The 23267-nt window shown below is 55.7% G+C and carries 19 protein-coding genes; 15 read left to right on the forward strand and 4 right to left on the reverse strand.

Annotated features, from left to right (window positions below):
- The first annotated feature begins 122 nt into the window (after window positions 1-122).
- From nth to gyrA, 13 genes are all read left to right on the forward strand, one after another.
- Window positions 123-818, forward strand: a complete 696-nt coding sequence (nth, locus tag AB1S56_RS11920; protein ID WP_340867548.1) for an endonuclease III — start codon at window positions 123-125, stop codon at window positions 816-818.
- A gap of 7 nt (window positions 819-825) precedes the next feature.
- On the forward strand, window positions 826-1104 hold the full coding sequence (locus AB1S56_RS11925; RefSeq protein ID WP_340867547.1) for an NAD/NADP transhydrogenase alpha subunit: 279 nt from the start codon (window positions 826-828) through the stop codon (window positions 1102-1104).
- 12 nt (window positions 1105-1116) lie between these two features.
- On the forward strand, window positions 1117-4809 hold the full coding sequence (locus tag AB1S56_RS11930; RefSeq protein ID WP_340867545.1) for a dynamin family protein: 3693 nt from the start codon (window positions 1117-1119) through the stop codon (window positions 4807-4809).
- A gap of 308 nt (window positions 4810-5117) precedes the next feature.
- A complete protein-coding gene (locus AB1S56_RS11935; RefSeq protein WP_340867543.1) occupies window positions 5118-6917 on the forward strand; it encodes an ABC transporter ATP-binding protein in 1800 nt (599 codons plus the stop codon).
- Complete coding sequence (locus AB1S56_RS11940) at window positions 6914-8734, forward strand: ABC transporter ATP-binding protein (RefSeq protein ID WP_340867541.1); 1821 nt, start codon at window positions 6914-6916, stop codon at window positions 8732-8734. The genes AB1S56_RS11935 and AB1S56_RS11940 overlap by 4 nt, the downstream gene beginning before the upstream one ends.
- Before the next feature lie 96 nt (window positions 8735-8830).
- The gene (gene purT / locus AB1S56_RS11945) at window positions 8831-10015 is read left to right on the forward strand and encodes a formate-dependent phosphoribosylglycinamide formyltransferase (RefSeq protein WP_340867539.1); all 1185 of its coding nucleotides are present in this window, start codon (window positions 8831-8833) and stop codon (window positions 10013-10015) included.
- A gap of 15 nt (window positions 10016-10030) precedes the next feature.
- Window positions 10031-10315, forward strand: a complete 285-nt coding sequence (locus AB1S56_RS11950) for a YqkE family protein (RefSeq protein ID WP_340867538.1) — start codon at window positions 10031-10033, stop codon at window positions 10313-10315.
- A 162-nt stretch (window positions 10316-10477) separates the two neighbouring features.
- Window positions 10478-11668 (forward strand): M14 family zinc carboxypeptidase, encoded by a 1191-nt coding sequence (locus AB1S56_RS11955; protein WP_340867537.1) that lies wholly within the window; start codon window positions 10478-10480, stop codon window positions 11666-11668.
- Between the two features lie 113 nt (window positions 11669-11781).
- Window positions 11782-12600, forward strand: a complete 819-nt coding sequence (locus tag AB1S56_RS11960; RefSeq protein ID WP_340867536.1) for a GDSL-type esterase/lipase family protein — start codon at window positions 11782-11784, stop codon at window positions 12598-12600.
- Window positions 12601-12627: 27 nt separating this feature from the next.
- Window positions 12628-13566, forward strand: coding sequence for an ABC transporter ATP-binding protein (locus tag AB1S56_RS11965; RefSeq protein ID WP_340867535.1), 939 nt, complete (start codon window positions 12628-12630; stop codon window positions 13564-13566).
- Window positions 13559-14545 carry an ABC transporter permease gene (locus AB1S56_RS11970; RefSeq protein WP_340867534.1) on the forward strand — a complete coding sequence of 329 codons (987 nt, stop codon included), beginning with the start codon at window positions 13559-13561 and terminating at the stop codon, window positions 14543-14545. Before AB1S56_RS11965 ends, AB1S56_RS11970 begins: the two co-directional genes overlap by 8 nt.
- Before the next feature lie 55 nt (window positions 14546-14600).
- Complete coding sequence (gene parE, locus AB1S56_RS11975) at window positions 14601-16571, forward strand: DNA topoisomerase IV subunit B (RefSeq protein ID WP_340867533.1); 1971 nt, start codon at window positions 14601-14603, stop codon at window positions 16569-16571.
- A 12-nt stretch (window positions 16572-16583) separates the two neighbouring features.
- Window positions 16584-19046, forward strand: coding sequence for a DNA gyrase subunit A (gene gyrA, locus AB1S56_RS11980; RefSeq protein WP_340867532.1), 2463 nt, complete (start codon window positions 16584-16586; stop codon window positions 19044-19046).
- Here gyrA and AB1S56_RS11985 read toward each other — a convergent pair.
- Window positions 19027-19194, reverse strand: a complete 168-nt coding sequence (locus AB1S56_RS11985; protein ID WP_340867531.1) for a hypothetical protein — start codon at window positions 19192-19194, stop codon at window positions 19027-19029. The two genes, gyrA and AB1S56_RS11985, sit on opposite strands and share 20 nt — an antisense overlap.
- A 200-nt stretch (window positions 19195-19394) precedes the next feature.
- Here AB1S56_RS11985 and AB1S56_RS11990 point away from each other — a divergent pair, with 200 nt between their 5' ends.
- A complete protein-coding gene (locus tag AB1S56_RS11990) occupies window positions 19395-19799 on the forward strand; it encodes a MarR family transcriptional regulator (protein WP_340867996.1) in 405 nt (134 codons plus the stop codon).
- Window positions 19800-19855: 56 nt separating this feature from the next.
- Here the strand turns inward: AB1S56_RS11990 and AB1S56_RS11995 are convergent, their stop codons facing one another.
- The 3 genes from AB1S56_RS11995 to AB1S56_RS12005 form a co-directional block, all read right to left on the reverse strand.
- Entirely contained in the window at window positions 19856-21058 is a 1203-nt protein-coding gene (locus AB1S56_RS11995) for a CapA family protein (protein WP_340867530.1), read from the reverse strand.
- Between the two features lie 94 nt (window positions 21059-21152).
- Complete coding sequence (locus AB1S56_RS12000) at window positions 21153-21866, reverse strand: RluA family pseudouridine synthase (protein ID WP_340867529.1); 714 nt, start codon at window positions 21864-21866, stop codon at window positions 21153-21155.
- A complete protein-coding gene (locus AB1S56_RS12005; protein WP_340867527.1) occupies window positions 21866-22732 on the reverse strand; it encodes a class I SAM-dependent methyltransferase in 867 nt (288 codons plus the stop codon). The genes AB1S56_RS12000 and AB1S56_RS12005 overlap by 1 nt, the downstream gene beginning before the upstream one ends.
- Window positions 22733-22911: 179 nt before the next feature.
- On the opposite strand from AB1S56_RS12005, the gene AB1S56_RS12010 reads away from it, so the two are divergent.
- A complete protein-coding gene (locus AB1S56_RS12010; RefSeq protein ID WP_340867526.1) occupies window positions 22912-23241 on the forward strand; it encodes an antibiotic biosynthesis monooxygenase in 330 nt (109 codons plus the stop codon).
- Window positions 23242-23267 lie beyond the last annotated feature (26 nt).

Genomic DNA, 23267 nt, shown 5'->3' on the forward strand with positions numbered 1-23267 from the left:
TTTGTGAAAAACTGCCCGTTCGGGCAGTTTTTTTCATGAAAAGCGATGAATTATTGTTGCGCCGCGTGACAAATTTCGCTACACTTTGAACGATAGTGCTAAACTGGAGGCTTGGGCTTGGGATGAATGCGAAGGAGAAAATGCGTCATATATTGGATACGATAGCCCAGATGTACCCGGATGCGCATTGCGAGCTTCACCATGACAATCCGTTCGAGCTGACCATTGCGGTTTTGCTATCGGCTCAATGCACCGACGAGACGGTCAATAAGGTAACGGCGGAGCTTTTCCGGAAGTATAAGTCGCCTCAGGATTATTTGGCCGTGCCGCTGGAGGAGCTGGAGCAGGATATACGCCGCATCGGTCTGTTCCGCAGCAAGGCATCGAACATTCAGAAGCTGTGCCGTATTCTGCTGGAGAAGTATGAGGGCGAGGTTCCAGCGTCTCATGAGGGGCTGACGGAGCTTCCCGGCGTGGGCCGCAAGACGGCCAATGTGGTCATGTCCAATGCGTTCGGGGTACCGGCAATCGCCGTGGACACGCATGTTGAACGCGTCTCCAAACGGCTTGGCGTGGCGAAGCCGGAGGATAACGTTCTGACGGTGGAGCAGAAGCTGATGAAGCTGGTTCCAAGAGCAGAGTGGACGATTACGCATCACCGCCTCATTTTTTTTGGAAGATATCACTGCAAGGCTCAGAACCCGCAGTGCCCCGTATGTCCATTGCTGGACCTGTGCAAGGAAGGCAAGGCACGTATGAAGCCGGGAGTTAAGACCCAAAATAAAACAAGAACGAAGAAAATAGCGAATGAAGGATGATGAAACCATGAAATGTATTTCCGTTTATACGAACAATTTTGAGTTGTTTTCGGATATTTATGAGCAAGTGCTAGAATCGCCGCCCAAGGAGAATGAAGACATCGTAATCGAAGGCATTACGGTGAGCGGCTCCGGCGATGTGCCGGACCAATACATTGAGCGTATGCGCGTGAAGCCTGAAGTGGTTGTCATGAAAGAGAAGGAACGCAATATTATGATCCTTCAGCATGGCAACGTATTCGAAATTTGTCTGCCTTCTGATGAAGACGAGATAGAAGCCGTCTAGGAGAAACGAACAATGACCGTAATGATGGATCATGGCATCGCGGAGTCGCTGAAGCAGGCGTCTGACGCGATGGCCAAAGCTGGAGATTATACACGCGCGGCGCAAGCCGCCGAGCTGGGCGGTAAGCTGACCGAGGGTCTGCTTACCGTCGCTTTATGCGGACATTTCTCCGCAGGCAAGTCGACGCTTGTCAATCAATTGTGCGGAGCGAAGCTGCTTCCTTCCAGCCCGATTCCGACCAGCGCCAACGTTGTGTCCATTCGGGGCGGACAACGGGCCTATGCGGAAGTAGAGAAGATGACGGAGAACGGCGTGAAGGTGCAGGCCGAGGTGCCGATCGACGGCCTTGCACAATATTGCACGGACGGCGAGCATTATACATCCGTTTCGATTGTGTACCCCAGCGAGCTGCTCGGCACCGACATTGTGCTGCTGGACACCCCTGGCATCGATTCCACGGATGACGCTCATCGCATGGCGACGGAATCGGCCCTTCATCTGGCCGATGTCGTATTCTATGTCATGGACTACAATCATGTCCAATCCGAGATTAACTTTGCTTTTGCGAAGGAGCTGAAGGATTGGGGCAAGCCCTTATATTTTATCGTCAATCAAATTGATAAGCATCGCGACCGCGAGCTCCGGTTCGATGAATACCGCAGAAGCGTCGAGGAGGCGTTCCAGGCTTGGCATTTGGAGCCGGCTGGCATCCTTTATTTGTCGCTGCGCCAGCCGAGCCATCCGCATCATGAATGGGAGGGGCTGCTCGGCCTCTTCCGCAAGCTGGCGGGTATGCGGCGGGAGCTGTGCGCGTACAGTGTAGACGCTTCGCTGCGCCATCTGGTGGAGCAGCATGCGAAGCGGGAGGAAGAGCTGCGCGAGCCAGATCGCGAGAGACTGCTGGAGGAAGCGGGCGGCGAGGAGGCGGCAGCTACCCTGAACGCGTCCATTCAAGCGTTGACGAAGCAAATGGAACGATTGGACGCTGAGCGCGAGCTGTATCGTACGGAGCTGCGCAAGGAGCTTCAATCCGTGCTGGACAACGCCAACATCACGCCAGCCGGACTGCGCGACCTCGCTCATGCGTTTCTGGAGAGCCGAAAGCCCGGCTTCAAGACCGGCTTATTATTCTCCGGCGCCAAGACGGCTGCCGAGCAGGCCAGAAGATTGGATGCATTCCGCCAGGAATTCGCCAGTCTGGTCGGCGCTGGAATTGACTGGCATGTCAAGCAGCTGCTGCGTAAAGCAGCGGAGGGCATCAGCTTTGATACAGAGCAGCTGGAGCGCCTGCTAGCGGATCGGCTAAGCTGGACGCCTACCGACGAATGGCTGATCAGCCGTGTGAAGCAAGGCGCAGTGTTCGGCAATGAATATACGATGACGTACAGCAAGGAGCTGGCTGCGGACGCCAAAAGCCAATTCAGACAGCAAGGGCTGGAAGTCATCGATGAATTAACCGCCTATGCGGCTGCCGCAAGCTCGGCACAATCCGCTCAGCTTGGAGCAAGGCTCGCAGACCTTCGGGCTCAAGCGGGCTCCCTAGTGGAGCTGGAGAAGCTGAATGCCGTCCTGCTGCAGCAGGCGGAAGCGCTTCGAGCGTTGCTGCCTCATAGGGCTGCTAAGCCGGAGCTTCCCGCACCCGACGCGAGGGCGGGCCAGCACCAGCCTCGCAGCGAAGCCATATCTTCGGCATCAAGCCTAATCGAGGCCGCTGACGCAGCGGACACCGTCCGTCCAGTAAGGGACCGCACCTCAGGCTTCCCGCAAGAGGGGGCTGAAGAGCGCAGCGCACTTGCAGGCGGCACTGGCGGCGCTGCCTTGTCCTTGCAAAGACACGCGGCATCGAGGCTTATGGGGGCCGCAGAGCTTGTCGCATCGCACGCCTCGCTGCGCGCGGCAGCGCAAGGTATGCGCGAGAAGGCCGCCCGTCTGCAGGGCAGCCAATTTACCGTCGCGTTGTTCGGCGCCTTCAGCGCTGGCAAATCGTCGCTGGCCAACGCGCTGATCGGAGACGCGGTGCTGCCGGTTTCGCCTAATCCCACAACAGCGGCCATTAACAGGCTGCTGCCTCCTGCTGGCGAATATGCCCATGCGGAAGCGCGCGTTGTCATGAAAAGCAGGGAGGCCGTGCTGTCTGATTTGCGGTATTCGCTGGCGCTGCTAGGCGAAAACGCGACAGAAGCGCAGCTGCCGGACGCTGCAGCCATCATGCGCGCGATTGATAAGCTGACGCCGCAATCCATTGGAGCAGGCGGCCGGCCGCATTACAGCTTCCTGCGGGCTGCTCGCGCGGGCTGGGAGCGCCATGAGGCGCTGCTTGGCAAGGAGCTGAAGGCCGACCGCGAGGAATACGCCCGTTATGTTGCGGATGAGTCACGCTCCTGCTATGTCAGCGAAATCGATTTCCATTACGACTGCGCTTTGACGGCGGAGGGCATTGTGCTTGTCGATACGCCTGGAGCGGATTCCGTTAACGCCAGACATACCGGCGTCGCGTTCAATTATATTAAAAACGCGGATGCCGTGCTGTTCGTGACGTATTATAATCACGCGTTTTCCCAGGCGGATCGTCAGTTCCTTGACCAGCTTGGGAGAGTGAAGGATCAGTTCGAGCTGGACAAAATGTTTTTTATCGTCAACGCGGCGGACCTGGCGGCGGACGAGGAGGAGCTCCAGGGGGTGCTCGCCCACGTCGAAAGCAATTTGAAACAGCATGCCATCCATTCGCCGCGATTGTATCCCGTATCCAGCATTCAAGCGCTGGACGGGAAGCTGGACGGCAGCCTGGAGCTGCTGGCTGCCTCCCGCATGGAGGCGTTCGAATCGTCGTTTCTTTCCTTTATTCAGCACGATCTCGGCAGGCTTGCCGTGGAATCCGCCGATCAGGATCTGAAGCGGGTTATTGGCACAGTTGCGAACTGGCTGAAGGGCGCAGAGGGCGACGCCACGGCGCGCCAATCGGAGCTAGCCAGCCTGAAGCAGAGCGCTCAACAGGCGGCGTCGGAGATCGAGGCTTTGTCCCGGGCCGCGCTGCCCGAAGGGATCAAGCAGGAAATTCGCGAGCTTCTCTATTACGTTGTGCAGCGGGTACAGCTGCGGTTCGGCGATTTCTACCATCTGGCGTTTAATCCTTCCACCCTGCAGGATGACGGGCGCGATTTGAAGCGCGTCATCTGGACCGCCTGGCTGGAGCTGCAGCGGCTGCTTCAGCGTGAGCTGTCGCAGGAGCTGCTTGCAACCACACTGAGGGTCGAGAAGGCGTCGCATACAACGCTTAAGAAGCAATACGATGCTTTAGCGGGGGATGCCGCTCTCCATGTGGACGGCTATGCTGCCATGCCTTACGAGGCGAGCGGTTATCAGGCGCCTGAAGCCTTGAAGGATTGGGAGATGCAGGACGTCGACGCCAAGTGGCTGTGGGGAAGGTTCAAGTCTCCGCGACAATTTTTTGAAGGCAACGGCAAGGCTTTGCTGCGCAAGGAGCTGGAGCTGAAGCTGGGACCATCGCTGTCGGCTTGGTCCGCGGAGGTGGCGGAGGCATGGCTGGACCATTATGCGAAGGAATGGGCGGCTGCTGCGGAAAGCGCGGGCGACAGCCTGCAGCGCGACCTGATGTCTTATGCGGATGGACGGAGCGAGTCGCTGGCGGACAGCGCAAATGTGAATGAGCTGAAACGTCTTTATGAAGCGCTGACTCATATTTAATTGTTTATAATGGCTAACGGTTCCATCGCAGGAATCGATTGATGCTTTTGCCGGGGTTGTTTCACCTGGCAAAAGCTTTTTTTATTTTTGTGTGCAAATATGCAAAAACGGAGCAATACCTACATATTCATGATGATTTTGGACGATTTTGAAGGATGAACCGTTTCCAGTTCCACTATCGAGGGAATAGGGGGCACAACTTAAAAATTCACAAAAATATCGACTTTGCTCACTCAAACCGATGCTGATAAGATTCATTCATACTTACATGCAAGACTTAATTTCAAGCGATGGGGAGATGGGTTTCGTTGGACGTACTAAGGCAATTGAAAGCCTTCTATTTGCCGGAGAGGAAGTTTCTGATCGCGTCGATTCTGTTCCTGATGATTGCGACGGCATTGGGGCTGGTCTATCCGTATTTGCTGAAATACCTGATCGACGACGTGATTAGACCGAAGCGCTTCGAGCTCGTGCCGCAGCTGGCTTTCATTGTTGTCGGCGTGATTTCACTGAAGGCGTGTAATCAGTTCCTGCACGGATTTTTTGGAGGAAGGCTAGGCAACAAGGTGGCTTACCGTATGCGGAACGCATTGTACGACAAGCTGCAGACGCTGTCCTATCAATACTATGACAAGGCTAAAACAGGCGACCTGATGTCCCGTCTGACAGCAGACCTTGAGGCGATTCGCAACTTTATCGGCTTTGGATTTGCCCAGATCCTGAATATGGTGCTGATGGTGGCGTTCGGCGGCGCGATGATGCTGTATATCAACTGGCAGCTCACGCTCCTTACACTCATCACGATTCCCCTGCTCGCGTTCCTGGCGCTTCGCTTCGAGAAGCTGATTCATCCGGCATTCCGCGAAATGCGGCAAGCCATGAGCAATCTGACGACGGCTGTGCAGGAAAATATTACGGGCGTTCGCACGGTGAAATCATTTGCTCGCGAGAAGCATGAGGTAACGAAGTTTTCCGTTCGCAACGAGGCTTACCAGAGTAATCAGGTAGGCGCGTCCGGCTTGTGGGCGAAGTACTTCCCGGCTATGGAATTAACAGCCAATCTGAGCGCGGTTATCTTGCTGGTCGCGGGCGGGTCCATGGTTATGAGGGACACGCTGCAGCTGGGCGAATTTGTAGCCTTCTTCAGCTTAATCTGGTACATTATCGGCCCGATGTGGGGCCTTGGCTTCCATATTAACAACTACACGCAGTTCAAGGCATCCGGCGAGCGCGTGCTCGGCCTGCTCCATGAGCATGTGCATGTCAAAAACGCGAAGGATGCCGTTGTCCTCCGTCCAGAGCTTACTAGAGGACATGTCAGATTCGAAGGGGTTACCTTCAACTATCCCGACAAATCGGCCGCATTGACTGATATTCATCTCGATGCCCCCGCAGGTTCTGTCATCGGCTTGCTCGGCGCGACGGGCTCCGGGAAGTCGACCATTATACAGCTGCTCATGCGGGCTTACAATGTGAAGCACGGAACGATCTATCTCGACGGCATGGATATTCGCCAGCTTGATGTGGAATCGCTCCGCAGCCAGATTGCCCCTGTATTCCAGGAGACGTTCCTGTTCTCCGCCGCCATCCGCGATAATATCGCTTATGGCGTCCGTGATGTGACACAGGAGGAGATTGAACGCGCGGCAAAGCTGGCGAAGGCGCATGACTTTATTATGGAGCTGCCGCTTGGCTACGACACCATCGTCGGCGAGAGGGGAATGGGGCTGTCAGGCGGCCAGAAGCAGCGGATTGCCATTGCGAGGGCGCTGATCAAAAACCCGCGCGTGCTTATTCTCGACGACGCGACAAGCGCGGTGGATATGGAGACCGAGCATGAAATCCAGGCGGGCTTCAAGGAGCTGATGGCGGGCCGCACAACGTTTATTATCGCGCATCGCATCTCTTCGCTGCGCCACGCGGACGAAATTATCGTGCTGGACAAAGGCAGGATCGTGCAACGCGGCAAGCATGCCGAGCTGATCGCCAAGGAGGGTCCATACCGCGACACGTACAACATTCAATATGCGGATTTTGTGGCCCAAGAGGAAGGAAAAGCCGCCTCCGTAATCGATATTCAAGACCGTAGAAGGAGCATCGTACAATGAGCGCAAAAACCGCCAAAGCGCGCAGCCGAGACGAACGATTCGTCTACCAGGACGACGACGCGATAGAAAAGCCGTTTAACTGGGCGCAGCTGCGAAGGCTTTATACCTATATGCATCCTTACCGCAGGCAGCTGATGCCGGTTATCATGATGATGATTATCGGCACCTTGACCCGTCTGACGATTCCGTTCCTTATGATATACGTCATCGACCATATTCTGAATGCCGATACGGGGTCAGGCAGCTTCCGCGCGTTAGCGCTGACGGGTGCCGGCATGCTCGGCCTGTATATCGTGCAATGGGCGTCCAACACATATCGGATCAAATATACGAATATCATCGGCCAGAAGGTTATTTATGATCTGAGGGAGCATCTGTTCCGCCATATTCAGAAGCTGTCGTTCCGGTTCTACGACAAGCGTCCCGCGGGCTCCGTGCTTGTACGTGTAACGAACGACGTGAACGCGCTGCAGGATTTGTTCACGAACGGTGTCGTCAATCTGCTGATGGACTGCATTCAGCTGATCGGTATCGTCATTATTTTGCTGGCGCTGAATGTAAAGCTGGGGCTTGCCGTTATGATTACGGTTCCGCTTATGTTTATCGTCTCATCCTCCCTTCGCAAGCGGATTCGCTTTGCCTGGCAGGATGTGCGGATGAAGCAATCCCGCATCAACGCGCATTTGAACGAAAGCATACAAGGCATGAAGGTCACGCAGGCTTACGTGCAAGAGAAGGACAACATGAGCTTCTTCAACCATATGAATTCGGACAATATTCGATCGTGGAACAAAGCTTCCGCACTGAACCAAGCGTTTGGACCGATCATTGAGGTGACGGCGGCGGTAGGCACATGCATTCTGTTCTGGTATGGCGCATCGCTCATTCAGAGCGGCGCGATAACCGTCGGCTTGCTTGTGGCTTACGCCAACTATATCGGCAACTTCTGGGAGCCGATCAACCGTCTTGGGCAGATGTATTCGCAGCTGCTTATCGCGATGGCATCATCGGAGCGGATATTCGAGTTCATCGATGAGGAGCCGACGGTAGGGGAGGCGAAGCAGGCCAAACCGTTGCCGTCGATTAAAGGAGACGTAACCTTCGACAACATCGTATTCGAATACGAGAAGGACCGTCCGGCGCTCAAGGGCGTCAGCATTGATGTGAAGGCAGGGCAATCGATCGCCTTGGTGGGTCATACCGGCTCCGGCAAGAGTACGATTATTAATCTGCTGTGCCGCTTCTATGATCCCGTGAAGGGCCGTGTCCTGATCGACGGAGTAGACATCCGCGATGTTACGATTGAAAGCCTGCGGTCGCAGGTCGGCATCGTGCTGCAGGATACGTTCATATTCGCAGGCTCCATCCGTGACAATATTCGTTACGGCAGGCTGGATGCGACAAATGATGAGATCGTGAAGGCGGCACAGGCTGTTCATGCGCATGATTTCATCATGTCATTGCCAGACGGCTACGATACGCAGGTTGAGGAGCGCGGCAACGTGCTGTCCATGGGGCAGCGTCAGCTGCTGTCGTTCGCCCGCGCGCTGCTGGCGGATCCCCGTATTCTCATTCTCGATGAGGCGACGGCAAGCATTGATACGGAAACCGAGCTGAAAATTCAAGAGGCGCTCAAAACGCTGCTGACCGGCCGCACATCGTTTATGATCGCGCATCGCCTATCCACCATCCGCCACGCGGACGATATTATTGTGCTGGATCACGGACAAATCGTGGAGCAGGGCAATCACGAGGAACTGATTGCCAGGAAGGGCGTATACAACGGATTAATCGAGGCGCAATACCGTTTCTTGTAGACCAGATGAAATCATATTGATTTTTGTACGGAGAACCTCCACAATGGAAGAAACGATGCCGCAACAGCGGCAGCTTCCAGGAGGTTCTCTATTATTATGTATGGATCACCATTAACATCCGGCGCGCGCAAGGTGCTGCTGCTGGGATCAGGCGAATTGGGCAAGGAAGTGGTGCTGGAGGCGCAGCGTCTCGGCGTCGAGACAGTGGCCGTCGACCGCTATGCGAACGCCCCGGCCATGCAGGTCGCGCATCGCAGCTATGTTGTCGATATGCTGGACGGCGACGGTATTCGCCGTATAATCGAAGAGGAGCGTCCGGATTTCATCGTGCCTGAGATTGAGGCGATTGCGACTGAAACGCTGATTGAGCTGGAGAGCGAAGGACACCGCGTCATTCCGACCGCCCGCGCGGCCAGGCTGACAATGGACCGGGAGGGCATCCGCCGCCTGGCTGCGGAGACGCTGGGTCTCCCTACGGCGCCGTATCGGTTCGCGGATTCGCTCGACGAGCTTCGCGCCGCGGCTGCGGAGCTGGGCTTTCCCTGCGTTATTAAGCCCATTATGAGCTCCTCGGGCAAAGGCCAGAGCGTATGCCGGTCGGAAGCTGAGCTTGAAGGCTGCTGGAATTACGCCATGGAGGGCGGCCGCGCCAAAAAAAGCCGCATTATCGTTGAAGGCTTCATCACCTTCGAATCCGAAATTACGCTGCTGACGGTTCGTTCCGTATCCGGTACCAGCTATTGCGCGCCGATCGGTCATGTGCAGAAAGACGGCGACTATATCGAATCGTGGCAGCCGCATGGGATGTCAGAGGAGCAAATCCGTGAAGCGGAGGCTATTGCGCTCCGAATTACGGACGAGCTTGGCGGCTACGGCATTTATGGCGTGGAGTTGTTCCTCACGAGAGACGGCGTTCTATTCAGCGAGGTATCGCCGCGTCCGCATGACACAGGCATGGTCACAATGGCGACCCAGGATTTGTCGGAGTTCGCGTTGCATATTCGCGCCATTCTGGGCTTCCCGATTCCGACCATTCGGCTGCTATCCCCGGGCGCTTCCCATACGCTGAAGGCAGACCGCGATGCGGCAGCCTTTGTCATCGGCGGGCTGGAGGAAGCGTTGTCGCTGCCCAATACGCAGGTGCGCCTCTTCGGGAAGCCTGAGACAAAGGTCGGCAGACGGATGGCGGTTGCGCTCAGCACCGCAGCGGACACGGATGCGGCGCGGGAGCTGGCTCGCCGCGCGGCCGAAGCGCTGCATATTCAATATGACAATAAGTAAGCGAGGGAAGTAAGCATGGGCAAGAAGTCGAACGGCCGTCCCAGTCAATCGCACAGAGGGCCGAATCAATTCCAGCAGGAGGAAGCCAGTCAGGGCCATTCGCTTAAGGAGCTGCTTGGCGCGGATACGATCCAAAAGCTGAAGTCGCAGGCGGAGGAGATGAAGCTGGCGGAGCAGAAGCGCAAGGAGGAGCTGCGCAAGCAAGAGGAGGAAGCCAAGAAGCGGGAGCAGAAAAGGCTTGAGAATGACTTTTCTTATTTGCTGGACAACAGCGACCCCAGCTGGAGCAAATTTAAATAACGTGAAGCAGGAGCTCTTCGCCACAGCGGAGGGCTCCTGTTGTCTTGTCGCCGCGTTCTATTCATCGCCCAGCCTTAACGCCCATACAATAGTGAAGTGCGAATGCTACGGGCCTCTTGCGATTGCGCAAGAGAGCGAAGGTATAAAGGAGGCGGCAATCCGATGCAGATTATGGTGAGAAGCGGCGATTCCTTCTGGCGATACAGTGTGCTGTTCGATATTCCATATCCGTTGATCGTTGATTCCAACAGAGATATCAATCCAAACGCGCTGGAGATCAGCCAGCTCGTGCAGATTCCGGGCTACGAATGGACCAGCTATGTCGTGAAGCAAGGTGATTCCTTATGGAGCATCGCTTCCAGGAACGGCATTTCGACAGAGCTGCTGCTGCAGACCAATCCCGGCATACAGGCCAATCAGCTGCAGGTCGGTGGGACGCTGCGTATGCCGAGACGGGTGACGTCGCTCGTCATCGACCCGGAACGGGAGTATACGTATGCCGCCCTGCGGGCGGATCTGCAATCGCTGCAGGCGGTCTATCCATTCCTGCTGCGCACATCGATCGGGCGCAGCGTCATGGGCAAGGAAATGCCGGAAATCCGCTTGGGGAACGGAAGCCGCAGGGTGCATTTCAACGCATCGATTCATGCCAACGAATGGATAACGACGCCTGTTCTGATGCGGTTTATGAATGAATATTGCCTGGCGCTGACGAACAGCACAGACATCCGCGGGGTCCAAATGTATGAGCTGTACATGGGGACGACGCTCTCCATCGTGCCGATGATGAATCCGGATGGCGTCAACCTGGTTATCGACGGTCCGCCAGACGAGGAGCCGTACGGCCGGGACAGCCTTCGAATCAATGGAGACAGCCGGGATTTCAGCGGCTGGAAGGCAAATATTCGCGGCGTCGACCTGAACAAGCAATTCCCGGCGCTGTGGGAGAGGGATGCCGTCATGGGACCCCAGGAGCCCGCTCCGCGCGATTATTCCGGAACGGCACCGCTAACGGAGCCGGAGGCGCAGCATTTGGCGGCATTGACTAAGGCCAGGGATTTCCGCATGGTATTGGCGTTTCACACGCAAGGCGAGGTGTTCTTCTGGGGCTTTGAGGGCTTGGAGCCGCCGGAATCAGCCGCAATCGCGGAAGCCTTCGCCGAGGCAAGCGGTTATCGCGCGGTGCAGGACGCCGGCAGTACGGCAGGCTACAAGGATTGGTTTATTCAGGATTGGCGCCGGCCTGGCTTCACCATCGAGCTGGGCAGCGGAACCAATCCGTTGCCGCTGTCGCAATTCGGCTCGATGTACGAAGCTGCGCTGGGTATTATGCTGGTCGCATTATACGTGTAAATACAGGAAGGAAGGACGCGGCTGCCGCGTCCTTTTTTTGCATGTATGGGATAAGCCAGTGCGGAATTGCAAACCATGGTAACATCTGACACGTTGCCGGAGGGGGGGATTAAGTGATAAACACTCATACGCAGTGGAGAATAATAGCCGCTTTCTCCTTAGTTGCGACGGCCTTATGCGCGGCGGGCTTTGCCTGGGCGATTGGAGGGACGCTGGCACCGGAGCCAGCGCCAGAGGAGGCCGCTCAGAGCGAAGAACGGGAGGAGCAAGCTGTTACGCCACTGGAGCAAGCGCCAGTCATTCGTATGCTTGCGCTCGGCGATTCCTTGACGAGAGGAATAGGCGATGAATCGGGACAAGGCTATGTGGGACGTGTTGCCGATGAATTGAAGCGCCGCTCCGGCAAGCCGGTGGAGCTGCTGGGCAACCTCGCTGTCAGCGGCATGACGGCGAGCGAGCTGGCGGACAGGCTGGAGGGGCAGAAGAGCGTACAGGACGCCGTCAAGCAAGCCAATCTGATCGTATTCAGCATTGGCGGCAATGACTTGTTCCAGGCAGCTTGGACACGAATGCATGGACTCGCTGCGGAGGAGCTTGGCATCGAGGAGCTGACGCAGGACTGGGCAGCCGCGCTGGAGCCGTTCCGGCGTGTCACCGGGAAGCTGCATGAGCTGAACCCGCAGGCGACGGTTCTTTATTTGGGGCTGTACAATCCGTTCTACGGTATCGAGGAGCTGCGGGACGCCAGTCTGGAGATGCAGGGCTGGAACATGGAGGCTTACTCCCAGCTGCATGCCTACCCGTCTATGCTGATGGTGCCTACCTTCGATTTGTTCGAAAGCGGAGCTGTCGATTACCTGTCCTCAGACCGCTTCCACCCAAGCGGCGCCGGCTATGAGAAGATCGCTTCCCGCATGCTGGACGCCCTGTAGCGGGAGGCTGAACAAGGAGCCATGAATATGGATGAGATCGTGTTATCTGTTAAACAGCTGCACAAAAAAATAAACGGTAAAACAATCGTTGACAACGTCAGCTTCGAGCTTCGCTCCGGCGACATTGTAGGCTTTCTCGGACCGAACGGAGCCGGAAAAACAACGACGATCCGCATGCTGGTCAATTTGATCAAGCCCACCTCCGGACATGTATACATTTGCGGCAGAAATATCAGGAAAGAGCCGGAGGAAGCGCTGCGGCATGTGGGCGCCATTGTTGAAAATCCAGAGCTGTACAGCTATATGACCGGCTATCAGAATCTGGAGCAGCTTGCCCGCATGCAGGATGGCGTAGACGCAAAGCGCATTCGGGAGGTGACGGCTGTCGTCAAGCTGGAGAACCGTATTCATGACAAGGTTGGCACCTATTCGTTAGGCATGCGACAAAGATTGGGTATTGCTGCGGCGCTGCTGGGCAAGCCCAGGCTGCTCATTCTGGACGAGCCGACAAACGGACTGGATCCCATTGGCATCAAGGAGCTTCGTGCCTTTATCCGAAGCTTGGCTGAGGAGGGACTGAGCGTGCTTGTTTCCAGCCATCTGCTAAGCGAGGTGCAGCTGCTGTGCGATCGGTTCGTCATCATACATCAAGGGAGGGTAGCGGCTTCCGGCATGGTTGAAGAATGGAGAAGAGGTGCAAGCGGCATCGTGAGATGGCAGTTCCAGCATGCGGAGGAGGGTGCTCGGGAGCTGCTTAAGGATGACCGCATTGGGCTGGCGGAGGAAGTGAACGAAGCGGGACCGGAAGCCTCGGCCATGGTGACGGTGAGGATGAATGAAGCGCTGGTGCCGGATACGGTGGCCAGGCTGGCGGATTGCGGTGTGCGGATCCTGAGCGTGTGCAAGGCTGAGCCGACGCTGGAGGATATGTTTTTGACGATGACGGGGAGTGAAGCCATTGAATAAATTAATAGCGCTGACCCACAACGAAACGATGAAGCTTTGGCTGAAAAAAAGATTTTATGTCATCGTTCTTATCCTGCTCATTCTCATTCCGATCTTTACCTATGCGCAGCACAAGATGGTCAAGAACAACGCGGAGCATTTCGCGGATTGGCGTAATCAGACGCTGCAGCAGATCGCAGATATCGAGAATACGCTGGCCAGCGACCGAATACCGGAGGAATGGAAAAAAGGACGGCGAATCGCCGTTCAGCAGCTCCGCTATTATGTGGAGCGCGATGTGAATCCCAACGAGCCAAGCGGCGTTCAGTTCGCGCGAGAGTTTCTGGGCAACGCGATTACATTGTTTATCCCCATGCTTGTGCTGGCTCTGGGCTCCGATATGGTATCGGGAGAGCGTTCAGCCGGCACGATCAAAATGCTGCTCACCCGCCCTGTGCGGAGGTGGAAGGTGCTGCTCAGCAAGGTGCTCGCGCTGACGCTGTATGTATCGTTAACCATTGCGGCAACCGTCATATTGTGTTACCTTATATCCGGCTTTGTTTTTGGATACGGCGGCTTTGATGCGCCTGTTCTGACGGGATTCAAGGTGCAGGGCGGAGCGGTGGACACCTCCAATGTCCGGGCGATTCCGCAATGGAGCTTCCTGCTGATGCAGGCTGGACTGAGCTGGTTCGCGGCTATGACAGTCGCCCTGCTGGGGCTGATGGCCAGCGTGCTCATCCGCAGCACCGCGGCCAGTATGGTTGCGATGATGGCGGCGATAATCGCGGGATCTATTCTGACGAGCATGTCGTCCACCTGGACGAGCGTCAAATATTTATTTTCCGTCAACCTGAGGCTGACGGGCTATTTGGAGGGCTCGCCCCCTCCCATAGAAGGCATGACGCTCCCATTTTCGCTTGCAGTTCTGTCTATCTGGAGCGCCGCTTCGCTCCTCGTTTCGTTTCGCGTCTTTACGAAAGGGGACATATTGCATTAAAATAGCTTGAAGATAAGAGTAGGGTCAAGGCATAAACACCGATTGGGGGAAGCGCATGGCAGAGCAATTGGATCTATTCGGGGGCACAACGGCCAAAGAACGGAGCTATGAGGCCGATGACATACAAGTGCTGGAAGGCTTGACGGCCGTCCGCAAACGGCCGGGCATGTACATAGGCAGCACCAGCACATCCGGCTTGCATCATCTCGTATGGGAGATCGTGGATAATGCGGTGGACGAGCATTTGGCCAAGTTTTGCACCGCGATCGAGGTGACGCTGCATAAGAACGGAGCAATTACCATTCACGACAACGGGCGCGGAATTCCGACCGGCATGCATAAGACCGGCATTCCGACGCCACAGGTCGTCTTTACGATCCTTCATGCAGGCGGCAAATTCGGCGGAGGCGGCTATAAGAAGTCCGGCGGCTTGCACGGCGTAGGCGCTTCGGTAACGAACGCGCTGTCGGAGTGGCTGGAGGTCGAAATATTCCGCGACGGCAAAATTCATAAAATGAGATTCGAATTTTGGATCGACAGCAACGGGAAGGAGCATGTCGGGGAACCTGTGACGGGTCTCGACATTATCGGCAATACGAACCGCTCCGGCACGAAGGTGACGTTCAAGCCGGACGGCCGCGTGTTCCAAAGCGGCACCTCCTTCAATTACGATACGCTCGCCGAGCGGCTGCAGGAAATCGCATTTCTGAATTCCGGGCTGAAGGTGACGATTAAGGACGATCGCAGCGGCAAAGCCGATACGTTTCATTATGAAGGCGGCGCCAGCCAATTCGTGCAATATTTGAACGAAGACAAGACCGTGCTGCATGACGTTATTCATTTCACTGGCGACAGGGATGATATCGAGGTGGAGGTGGCGCTGCAATACAACGACGGATACACCGAGACGATCGCCTCCTTCGTCAACTCCATCCCGACGCGGGGCGGAGGCACTCATGAGACGGGCTTCAAGACGGCTTATACGCGCGTGATGAACGATTATGCCCGTAAAGCGGCGCTGCTGAAGGAGAAGGACAAGAATCTGGAGGGCAACGACCTGCGCGAGGGCATGATGGCGGTTATCAACATCAAGATGTCCGAGGTGGAGTTCGTCGGCCAGACGAAGGATCAGCTGGGCAGCGCCTCGGCGCGAAGCGCGGTTGACGCCGTTGTTACAGACAGAATGCAGGTATTCCTGGAGGAAAATCCGCAAGTGGCGCAGTCGCTCCTGAAGAAGGCGGTGCAAGCCTCCAAGGCGAGAGAGGCGGCCCGCAAGGCTCGCGAGGAAATTCGCAGCGGGAAGAAAAAAAGCGAAAGCTCCAACCTGGGCGGCAAGCTGACGCCCGCGCAGTCCAAGGATTACACTCGCAATGAGCTGTTCATCGTGGAGGGCGATTCCGCCGGCGGCTCCGCCAAGCAGGGACGGGATTCCAAGCATCAGGCCATTCTGCCGCTGAAGGGCAAGCCAATGAATCCGGAGAAGGCCAAGCTGGTCGATATTCTCAAAAACGATGAATACAAAGCGATTATTTCCGCAATCGGAGCGGGAGTAGGTCCCGAGTTCGAAGCAGAGGAAAGCAATTACAGCAAAATTATTATTATGACGGATGCGGATACGGACGGCGCTCATATTCAGGTGCTGCTCCTGACCTTCTTCTACCGCTACATGAAGCCGCTGATCGACAGCGGCCGCATCTATATTGCGCAGCCGCCGCTCTATAAGATTACGCGCAAATCCGGCAAGCTGGAGACGATTCGTTACGCTTGGACGGACGAGCAGCTCCAGAATTATTTGAAGGAATTCGGCAAGAGCTACGAAATTCAGCGCTACAAGGGGCTTGGCGAGATGAACCCGGATCAGCTGTGGGAGACGACGATGGATCCGGAGACGCGTACGCTGCTGCAGGTTCAGATCGAGGACGCAGCCAAGGCGGAGCGCAGGGTGTCCACGCTTATGGGCGATAAGGTCGATCCGCGCAAACGCTGGATTATCGAAAATGTAGACTTTACGGAATACGAGGAATAGGGGGGAGCAAGCATGAGTATCCTGGAACAATTCCTGCCGGCGTTTCTGGAGGAGGTCGTAGGGGACCGATTCGGGCGCTATTCGAAGTACATCATACAGGATCGCGCCATCCCCGATGTCCGAGACGGCCTGAAGCCGGTGCAGCGGCGCATTCTATACGCAATGTACGATGCCGGCAACACGCCGGACAAGCCATACCGCAAGTCGGCCAAAACGGTCGGAGACGTTATGGGCAACTATCATCCGCACGGTGATTCATCTATATACGAGGGTATGGTCCGGATGGCACAGCCATGGAAGATGGGTTACCCGCTGATTGACGGCCATGGCAACTGGGGCTCTCAAGACGACGATCCCGCGGCTGCGATGCGTTATACGGAAGCCCGCCTGTCCAAGATCGCGATGGAGCTGCTGCGCGATATCGACAAGCGGACCGTTCAATTCAAGGATAACTTCGACAATACGACCAAGGAGCCGGTCGTGCTGCCGTCCCGTTATCCCAATCTGCTGGTGAACGGCGTCAGCGGCATCTCCTCCGGCTTTGCGACCGAGATTCCGCCCCATAACCTGAAGGAGGTTATCGACGCCTGTATCGCCTATATGAATAAGCCGGAGCTTACGCTGGAGGAGCTGATGAGCATCGTCAAGGGACCAGACTTCCCGACCGGCGGACTCATTATGGGCGAAGAGGGCATACGCGAGGCTTATCACTCCGGCAAGGGCCGGATCTACATCCGTTCCAAGACGGCGATTGAGGATATGCGCGGCGGCAAACAGCAGATTGTCATAACCGAAATTCCATATCAAGTGGTCAAATCCAGACTGGTAACCGCCATGGAGAACATCCGGCTGGAGAAGAAGGTGGAGGGTATTGCGGAGGTGCGCGACGAAAGCGGCCGGAACGGGCTGCGGATCGTCGTGGAGCTGAAGAAGGATGCCGACGCCAATGGCATTCTGGCTTATTTGCTCAAGAAAACCGATCTGCAGGTCGCATACAGCTTCAATATGGTCGCCATTGTCAACAAGGCGCCGCAGCAGCTGGGCTTAAAGCCGATGCTGGCGGCGTATGTGGAGCATCAGAAGGAAGTAGTGACGCATCGCACCAAATTCGAATTGGAGAAGGCCGAAGACCGCGCGCATGTCGTGGAAGGACTTGTTAAAGCGCTTAACATCCTGGATGAGGTTATCGCCACGATCAAGGCGTCCAAAAATCGCGGCGACGCGCAGGACAACCTGATTGCTAAGTTCGGATTTACGGAGCGGCAGGCGGACGCGATTCTGACCTTGCAGCTGTACCGGCTGACCAATTTGGAGATTACGTCGCTGGAGAAGGAGCTGAAGGAGGCGCAGAAGCGGATTGCGTACTTGCGCTCCATTCTGGAGAGCGAGAAGAAGCTGCTTGGCGTCATCAAGGACGAGCTGACAGAAATTCGCGACAAATACGGCATTGACCGCCGTTCAGATATTCAAGGCGAGGTCGAGGAGCTGAAGGTCAATCTTGAGGTGCTTGTGACGCCCGAGGACGTGCTAGTCACGCTTAGCCAGGACGGCTATATGAAGCGGACCAGCATGCTGAGCTTTACCCGCTCCGGCGGCGAGCTGGACAGCGCGGGAGTGAAGGATGGGGATGTCATCCGCGAGCTTCTGCAGGTGAACACCATCGACAACTTGCTCTTATTCACCCGCAAGGGCCAATATTACCTTCTTCCCGTGCATCAAATTCCGGAGTTTAAATGGAAGGACACTGGTACGGCGATCGTCAATATTGTGCCGCTGCCGAAGGATGATGCCATTGTCAGCGTTATTCCGATCAAGGATATTCAGCAGCCGGAGCTTTCATTGGTATTCGTGACAAGACGAGGCCAAGTGAAGCGTACAGAGCTGAAGGAATACGCGACAACCCGATCCACCGCCGTCGCCGCCTGCAAAGTGGCGGAAGGCGATGAAGTGCTTCATGTATCCATCAGCGAAGGCAACAAGCAGCTAATGCTTGTCTCCAAAAACGGTCTAAGCATCAGGTTCCAGGAATCCGAGGTCAACGCCATGGGCCGGGTAGCTGCAGGCGTTCGCGGCATGCAGCTCAAGGACGACGACGAGCTGATCGCGGCGCTGTGGGTATCAGACGACGAAGGCGAGGTGCTCGTCGTGTCCGAAATGGGTTATGCGAAGCGTACCCTGCTGCTTGATTATCCCATCCAGGGACGCGGCGGTCGTGGTGTGCAAACCTTCGAGTTTAAGGAAGGGAAGCGCGTTCGCTCCAACGGCGAGAGACTAGCCGCGGCGTATTACTGCAGGCAGCCGCTGGACATTGTGGCGCTTACATCTAATGGCGGCAAGCTGTCGGCGGATTCAGAGAAGGCCCCGATCGAGGAACGGAAGTCTGTAGGGAAAACGTTGTTTGCAGTGGACAAAAACGACGCCATCTGGACAACGTTTGTCCGGTCCGTGCCGGAGCTTAATCAAAAGGCTGATTAGGCGGATTAAGCCGATCCATCAACACTAATAATGCCTCAAGCATGACCCACAATGGCACGAGATCATCAGGTCGATCCAGCCACTGTGGGTCTTTGATGATGCCATAAGAGCGTATTCGATTGATCACTTCCGCTTTTCTCTCATCCATTGGGGTCACGCTCCTTTATGTTGACAACAATTTGCAGCACGCGCGGGCTGTCGCCTTATCTTATGTCAGAAGCTGTCAGATGGTTCGGAATTATAGCGATTAGTGGCGCAAACTATTAATTGCATTAATCTTTTATTCGACATTTGCCATTGGTATAATAGAAGGAGATGGTGAATACGGGTAGAAAGCGGGTGGAAAGTGTGGTATCCGATGACTTTACCAGGCTGTGGACAAAGCTTTCAAGGGAATGGAGAATCAACCTGGAGCAATCGCTGGCTCCGCTGACGGAGGGCCAGCTGAACGTACTGGAGCTGCTTCTGGACTCACAGCCGATGAAGCCTTCCGATCTCATTCAATTTTTGTCGACGACGCCGGCTGCGATTACAACCTTGCTCGACCGGATGGAACGGAACGAGCTTATCGTCCGAACGCGTGATGACAATGATCGCCGCATTGTGTGGATTTCCGTATCAGACAAAGGCAAGACGGAGGCGGAGCGTGGACGTCATATCCGAAGCAGCATGATCGAGCAGTCGCTTGACCGCATTTCTATACATAATCAGCAGCTGCTTGTCTATCTGCTGGGCAAGGTTGCCAATGCATAATAGGAAAGGCCGCATTCTCCCCGTTGAGAATGCGGCCTGCTTGCTTGGAGGGGCTGTTATGGCTGGCTGGCGCTCATGGATTCCAATCTTGCCATCAGCATGTCGTAATCGATGCTAAGCTGCTCATATATAGCTGTGGTCAGCAGCTCGTCGTTTCGCTCTGCGAGCGTCCGCTCGATAGGAAGCACGCGATATCGGTAGGAGCGGTCGGGCTTGTAGCGATGCACCCAGGTAGGGATCGCTTCCACGTCCATCAGTTCCGTGGTGCCCTCAGTTATGTTTTTGCGAAAACCAACCTTGAAGATAACCCCGTAGTCCTTGGTATCGCCGCGTTGATTGGATATAAAGTTGCCCATGGAATAAATAATAAGTGCTCTTCTGGCGTTCCCCGAAGCGTCAACTGCTTCAACTACCTCATAAGGCTGCACGACATGCGGATGGGAGCCTGCAATAATGTCCGCGCCACCGGCCGCCAGCGCGCGGGCCAGCCGCTTCTGCTCCTCGCTGGGCGCGGTCTGGTATTCATGGCCGAAGTGAAGCGCAACCGTAATGATATCGGCGCCTGCCTGGCGAAGGCGTTGAATATCCCCAATCATCTTCGCTTCATCGATCAGATTGACCAAGTAAGGCTTGCCCGACGGAATCGGTATGCCATTAGTGCCATACGTGTAAGCCAGCACTCCCATGGTAATGCCGTTCCGCTCCGATAGAATCGGCGTATCGGCTTGCTCCTGCGAAGCGGCCGTTCCAACCGCCTGCAGTCCAAGCTGCTCCAAGTGCTCCAGCGTGCGAAGAAGTCCTCTTTCGCCCTTGTCGAGGGAATGATTGTTGGCTGTCGACAGCAGATTAAACCCCGCATGTTTAAGCGCTTCCGCCAATTCGATCGGCGCATTGAAGGCTGGATAACCGCTGTAACCGAAATCCGCTCCTGCGATAGGCGTTTCCAGATTGGCCATAACCCAATCGCCCGTGCCCAGAATCGGCTTCACCGCTTCAAAAAAAGGGTTAAAATCGTAACGATTCAGCTCTGCGTCGAATGCGCCAGGAAGCTGGGGAGTGTGGCTCATCACATCTCCAACACCCAACCACACCGCCTCCGCAAATTCGGGTTGAAGGGGCGTTGGCTCAGGCGTCGAGGTTGGAGAAGGCGTTGCAGTCATTGCAGCGATCGGTGAGGGGCTGTACTCTTCGGCAAGCTCCCGCTCTAATAGCGGCTGAAATCCTATATAGAGGATGACGGCGGAGACTAAACCAAGCACCAGAGCGATGGCGCTCCACCACATTGTACGACGGATGTCATTCTCCTCCTCTCATATCGAATAGGAGAGAGGCGCCGCCTGCTCTCCCGTTCTATCATTTCAAGTAATACCGGGCTGCGTCTTGAATCTGGCCGGGCTGCCACCAGCTCCAGGCATCTGCGACCTCAGGCAAGGACTGGAAGAGCATCTCTTCCTTCGTCACGGGATGAGGGACGGATATTGAAGCGGACCACAGGGCGATGCTGGAGAAGCCCGTCGAGCCTTTGGCAGAGCCATATTTCTGATCGCCAACAAGCGGACAGCCGATATAGGCCATCTGCGCCCGGATCTGATGGGGCCTGCCTGTATGAAGCCGAACCGCTACTAGACTGCGGTTGTTGGAGCTGGCTGCCACGAAGTAGTCCAGCGATGCGTCCTTCGCGTCCTGCGCAGGCGCCTCCAGCACGGTCACCTGGTTGCGTTTCTGATCCTTGCGAATATAGTGGCGCAGCCGAGCCTCCCGCTCCGGAGGCGTTCCCTGAACGACACATATATACGATTTGCCGAAAGAACGGCTGCGCACAGCTTCGGATAACCGTGATGCCGCTTTGGAGGTTTTGGCGAATAACATCGCGCCGCCAACGGGCCGGTCGAGTCGATGCACCAGGCCGAGGAACACATTGCCCGGCTTGTTATGGCGCTCCTTCAAGTCGGCCTTCAGCAGGGTCAGCATATCGGGATCGCCTGTCTCATCCTCCTGTGATGGAATGCCGGGAGGCTTCACCACGGCGAGCAGATGATTGTCTTCGAAAAGAACGGGAATCCGCATTACTTCGATTCCCAGCGGCCCAGTATGCCGCAAGGCAGATTCAAGCCGGTTCTCGTAATGGGCAATCCGATCTCGCCGCAGCTGATGGAGCCGCCGAACTTGCCTGACATGGTCATATGCAGCATATTGTGGAGCACTGTCGGCGACAGGCCGGTCGTATAGGAGTTAATGAGCAGAAACAGCGGCTTGTCCGACAATATGGTTGTACAAAATTGAAGGAAGGGGTACAGGTTCTCCTCCAGCTTCCATGTCTCGCCGTTCGGTCCGCGTCCATAGGAGGGAGGGTCCATAATAATCGCGTCATATTGACGTCCACGGCGCTGCTCACGCTGCACGAACTTAAAGACGTCATCGGTTATATAACGGATCGGAGCGGCTTCCAGCCCTGACAGCTGGGCGTTCTCCTTCGCCCATTGGACCATGCCCTTGGCGGCGTCGACATGGCAAACCTCGGCTCCCGCAGCGGCTGCGGCGACTGTTGCGCCGCCTGAATACGCGAACAGGTTAAGGACGCGGATAGGCCGTCCTGCCCCTTTGATCTTGTCCATCATCCAGCTCCAATTGACCGCTTGCTCAGGGAAGAGGCCGGTATGCTTGAAGTTGGTAGGCTTGATATGGAAGGAAAGGCTTCCGTACGAGATTGTCCAGCGCTCCGGCAGCGCTTTCGTCATCTCCCACTTGCCGCCGCCCGACGAGCTGCGGTAATAACGTCCGTCGGTTTTGTTCCATGGACCGGACTCATCGGCGATCGGCCATATAATCTGGGGGTCCGGTCGGCGCAGGATGTAAGAGCCCCAGCGCTCAAGCTTGTCTCCCTCACCCGTATCTATTACTTCGTAATCTACCCATTGATCTGCTATGTACATTATGCTTGCATTCCTTCCTAGTTCTTCTTGACTTTGAACTGGTCATGTAATAATATCATCGCTTATTATAACGAAGCGAAGAGCAGTAAGCAATGAAGCATATGGAGAGAACTATTGTTGACATTGATAATCGTTATCGATATGATGGAGGAATATCATATTTATAGGGAGCGATCACAATGTTTATCCAATTGCGCACGATCGTAGTGGAGCCCGGCAACGCGGAGCAAGTCATGGAGCGCTTCGGCACCAGCGGCCACATTGACACAATGCCTGGACTAATTGATCGGACAGTTATGCTTGCCGCCAAGACCAAGGATTCGGAAGAAGTGATTGCCATGATTCGTTGGGAATCCGAGGAAGCGTGGAAAAACTGGGAGAAGGATCCCGTCCATATCGCCGGCCATCGCGAGCATCGGGGCGAAGCCCCGCCAAGCTATGTGATCAGCTCAACAGTCAAAATGTACAACGTGAAGAAGGTCCTTACGCCTACTCCCGTCAACTCCTGAAGGAAAAGAGCTTCAGCGGAGGCAAA

Origin of the sequence: Paenibacillus sp. PL2-23 (genome assembly GCF_040834005.1) — a bacterium.
Classification (GTDB): domain Bacteria; phylum Bacillota; class Bacilli; order Paenibacillales; family Paenibacillaceae; genus Pristimantibacillus.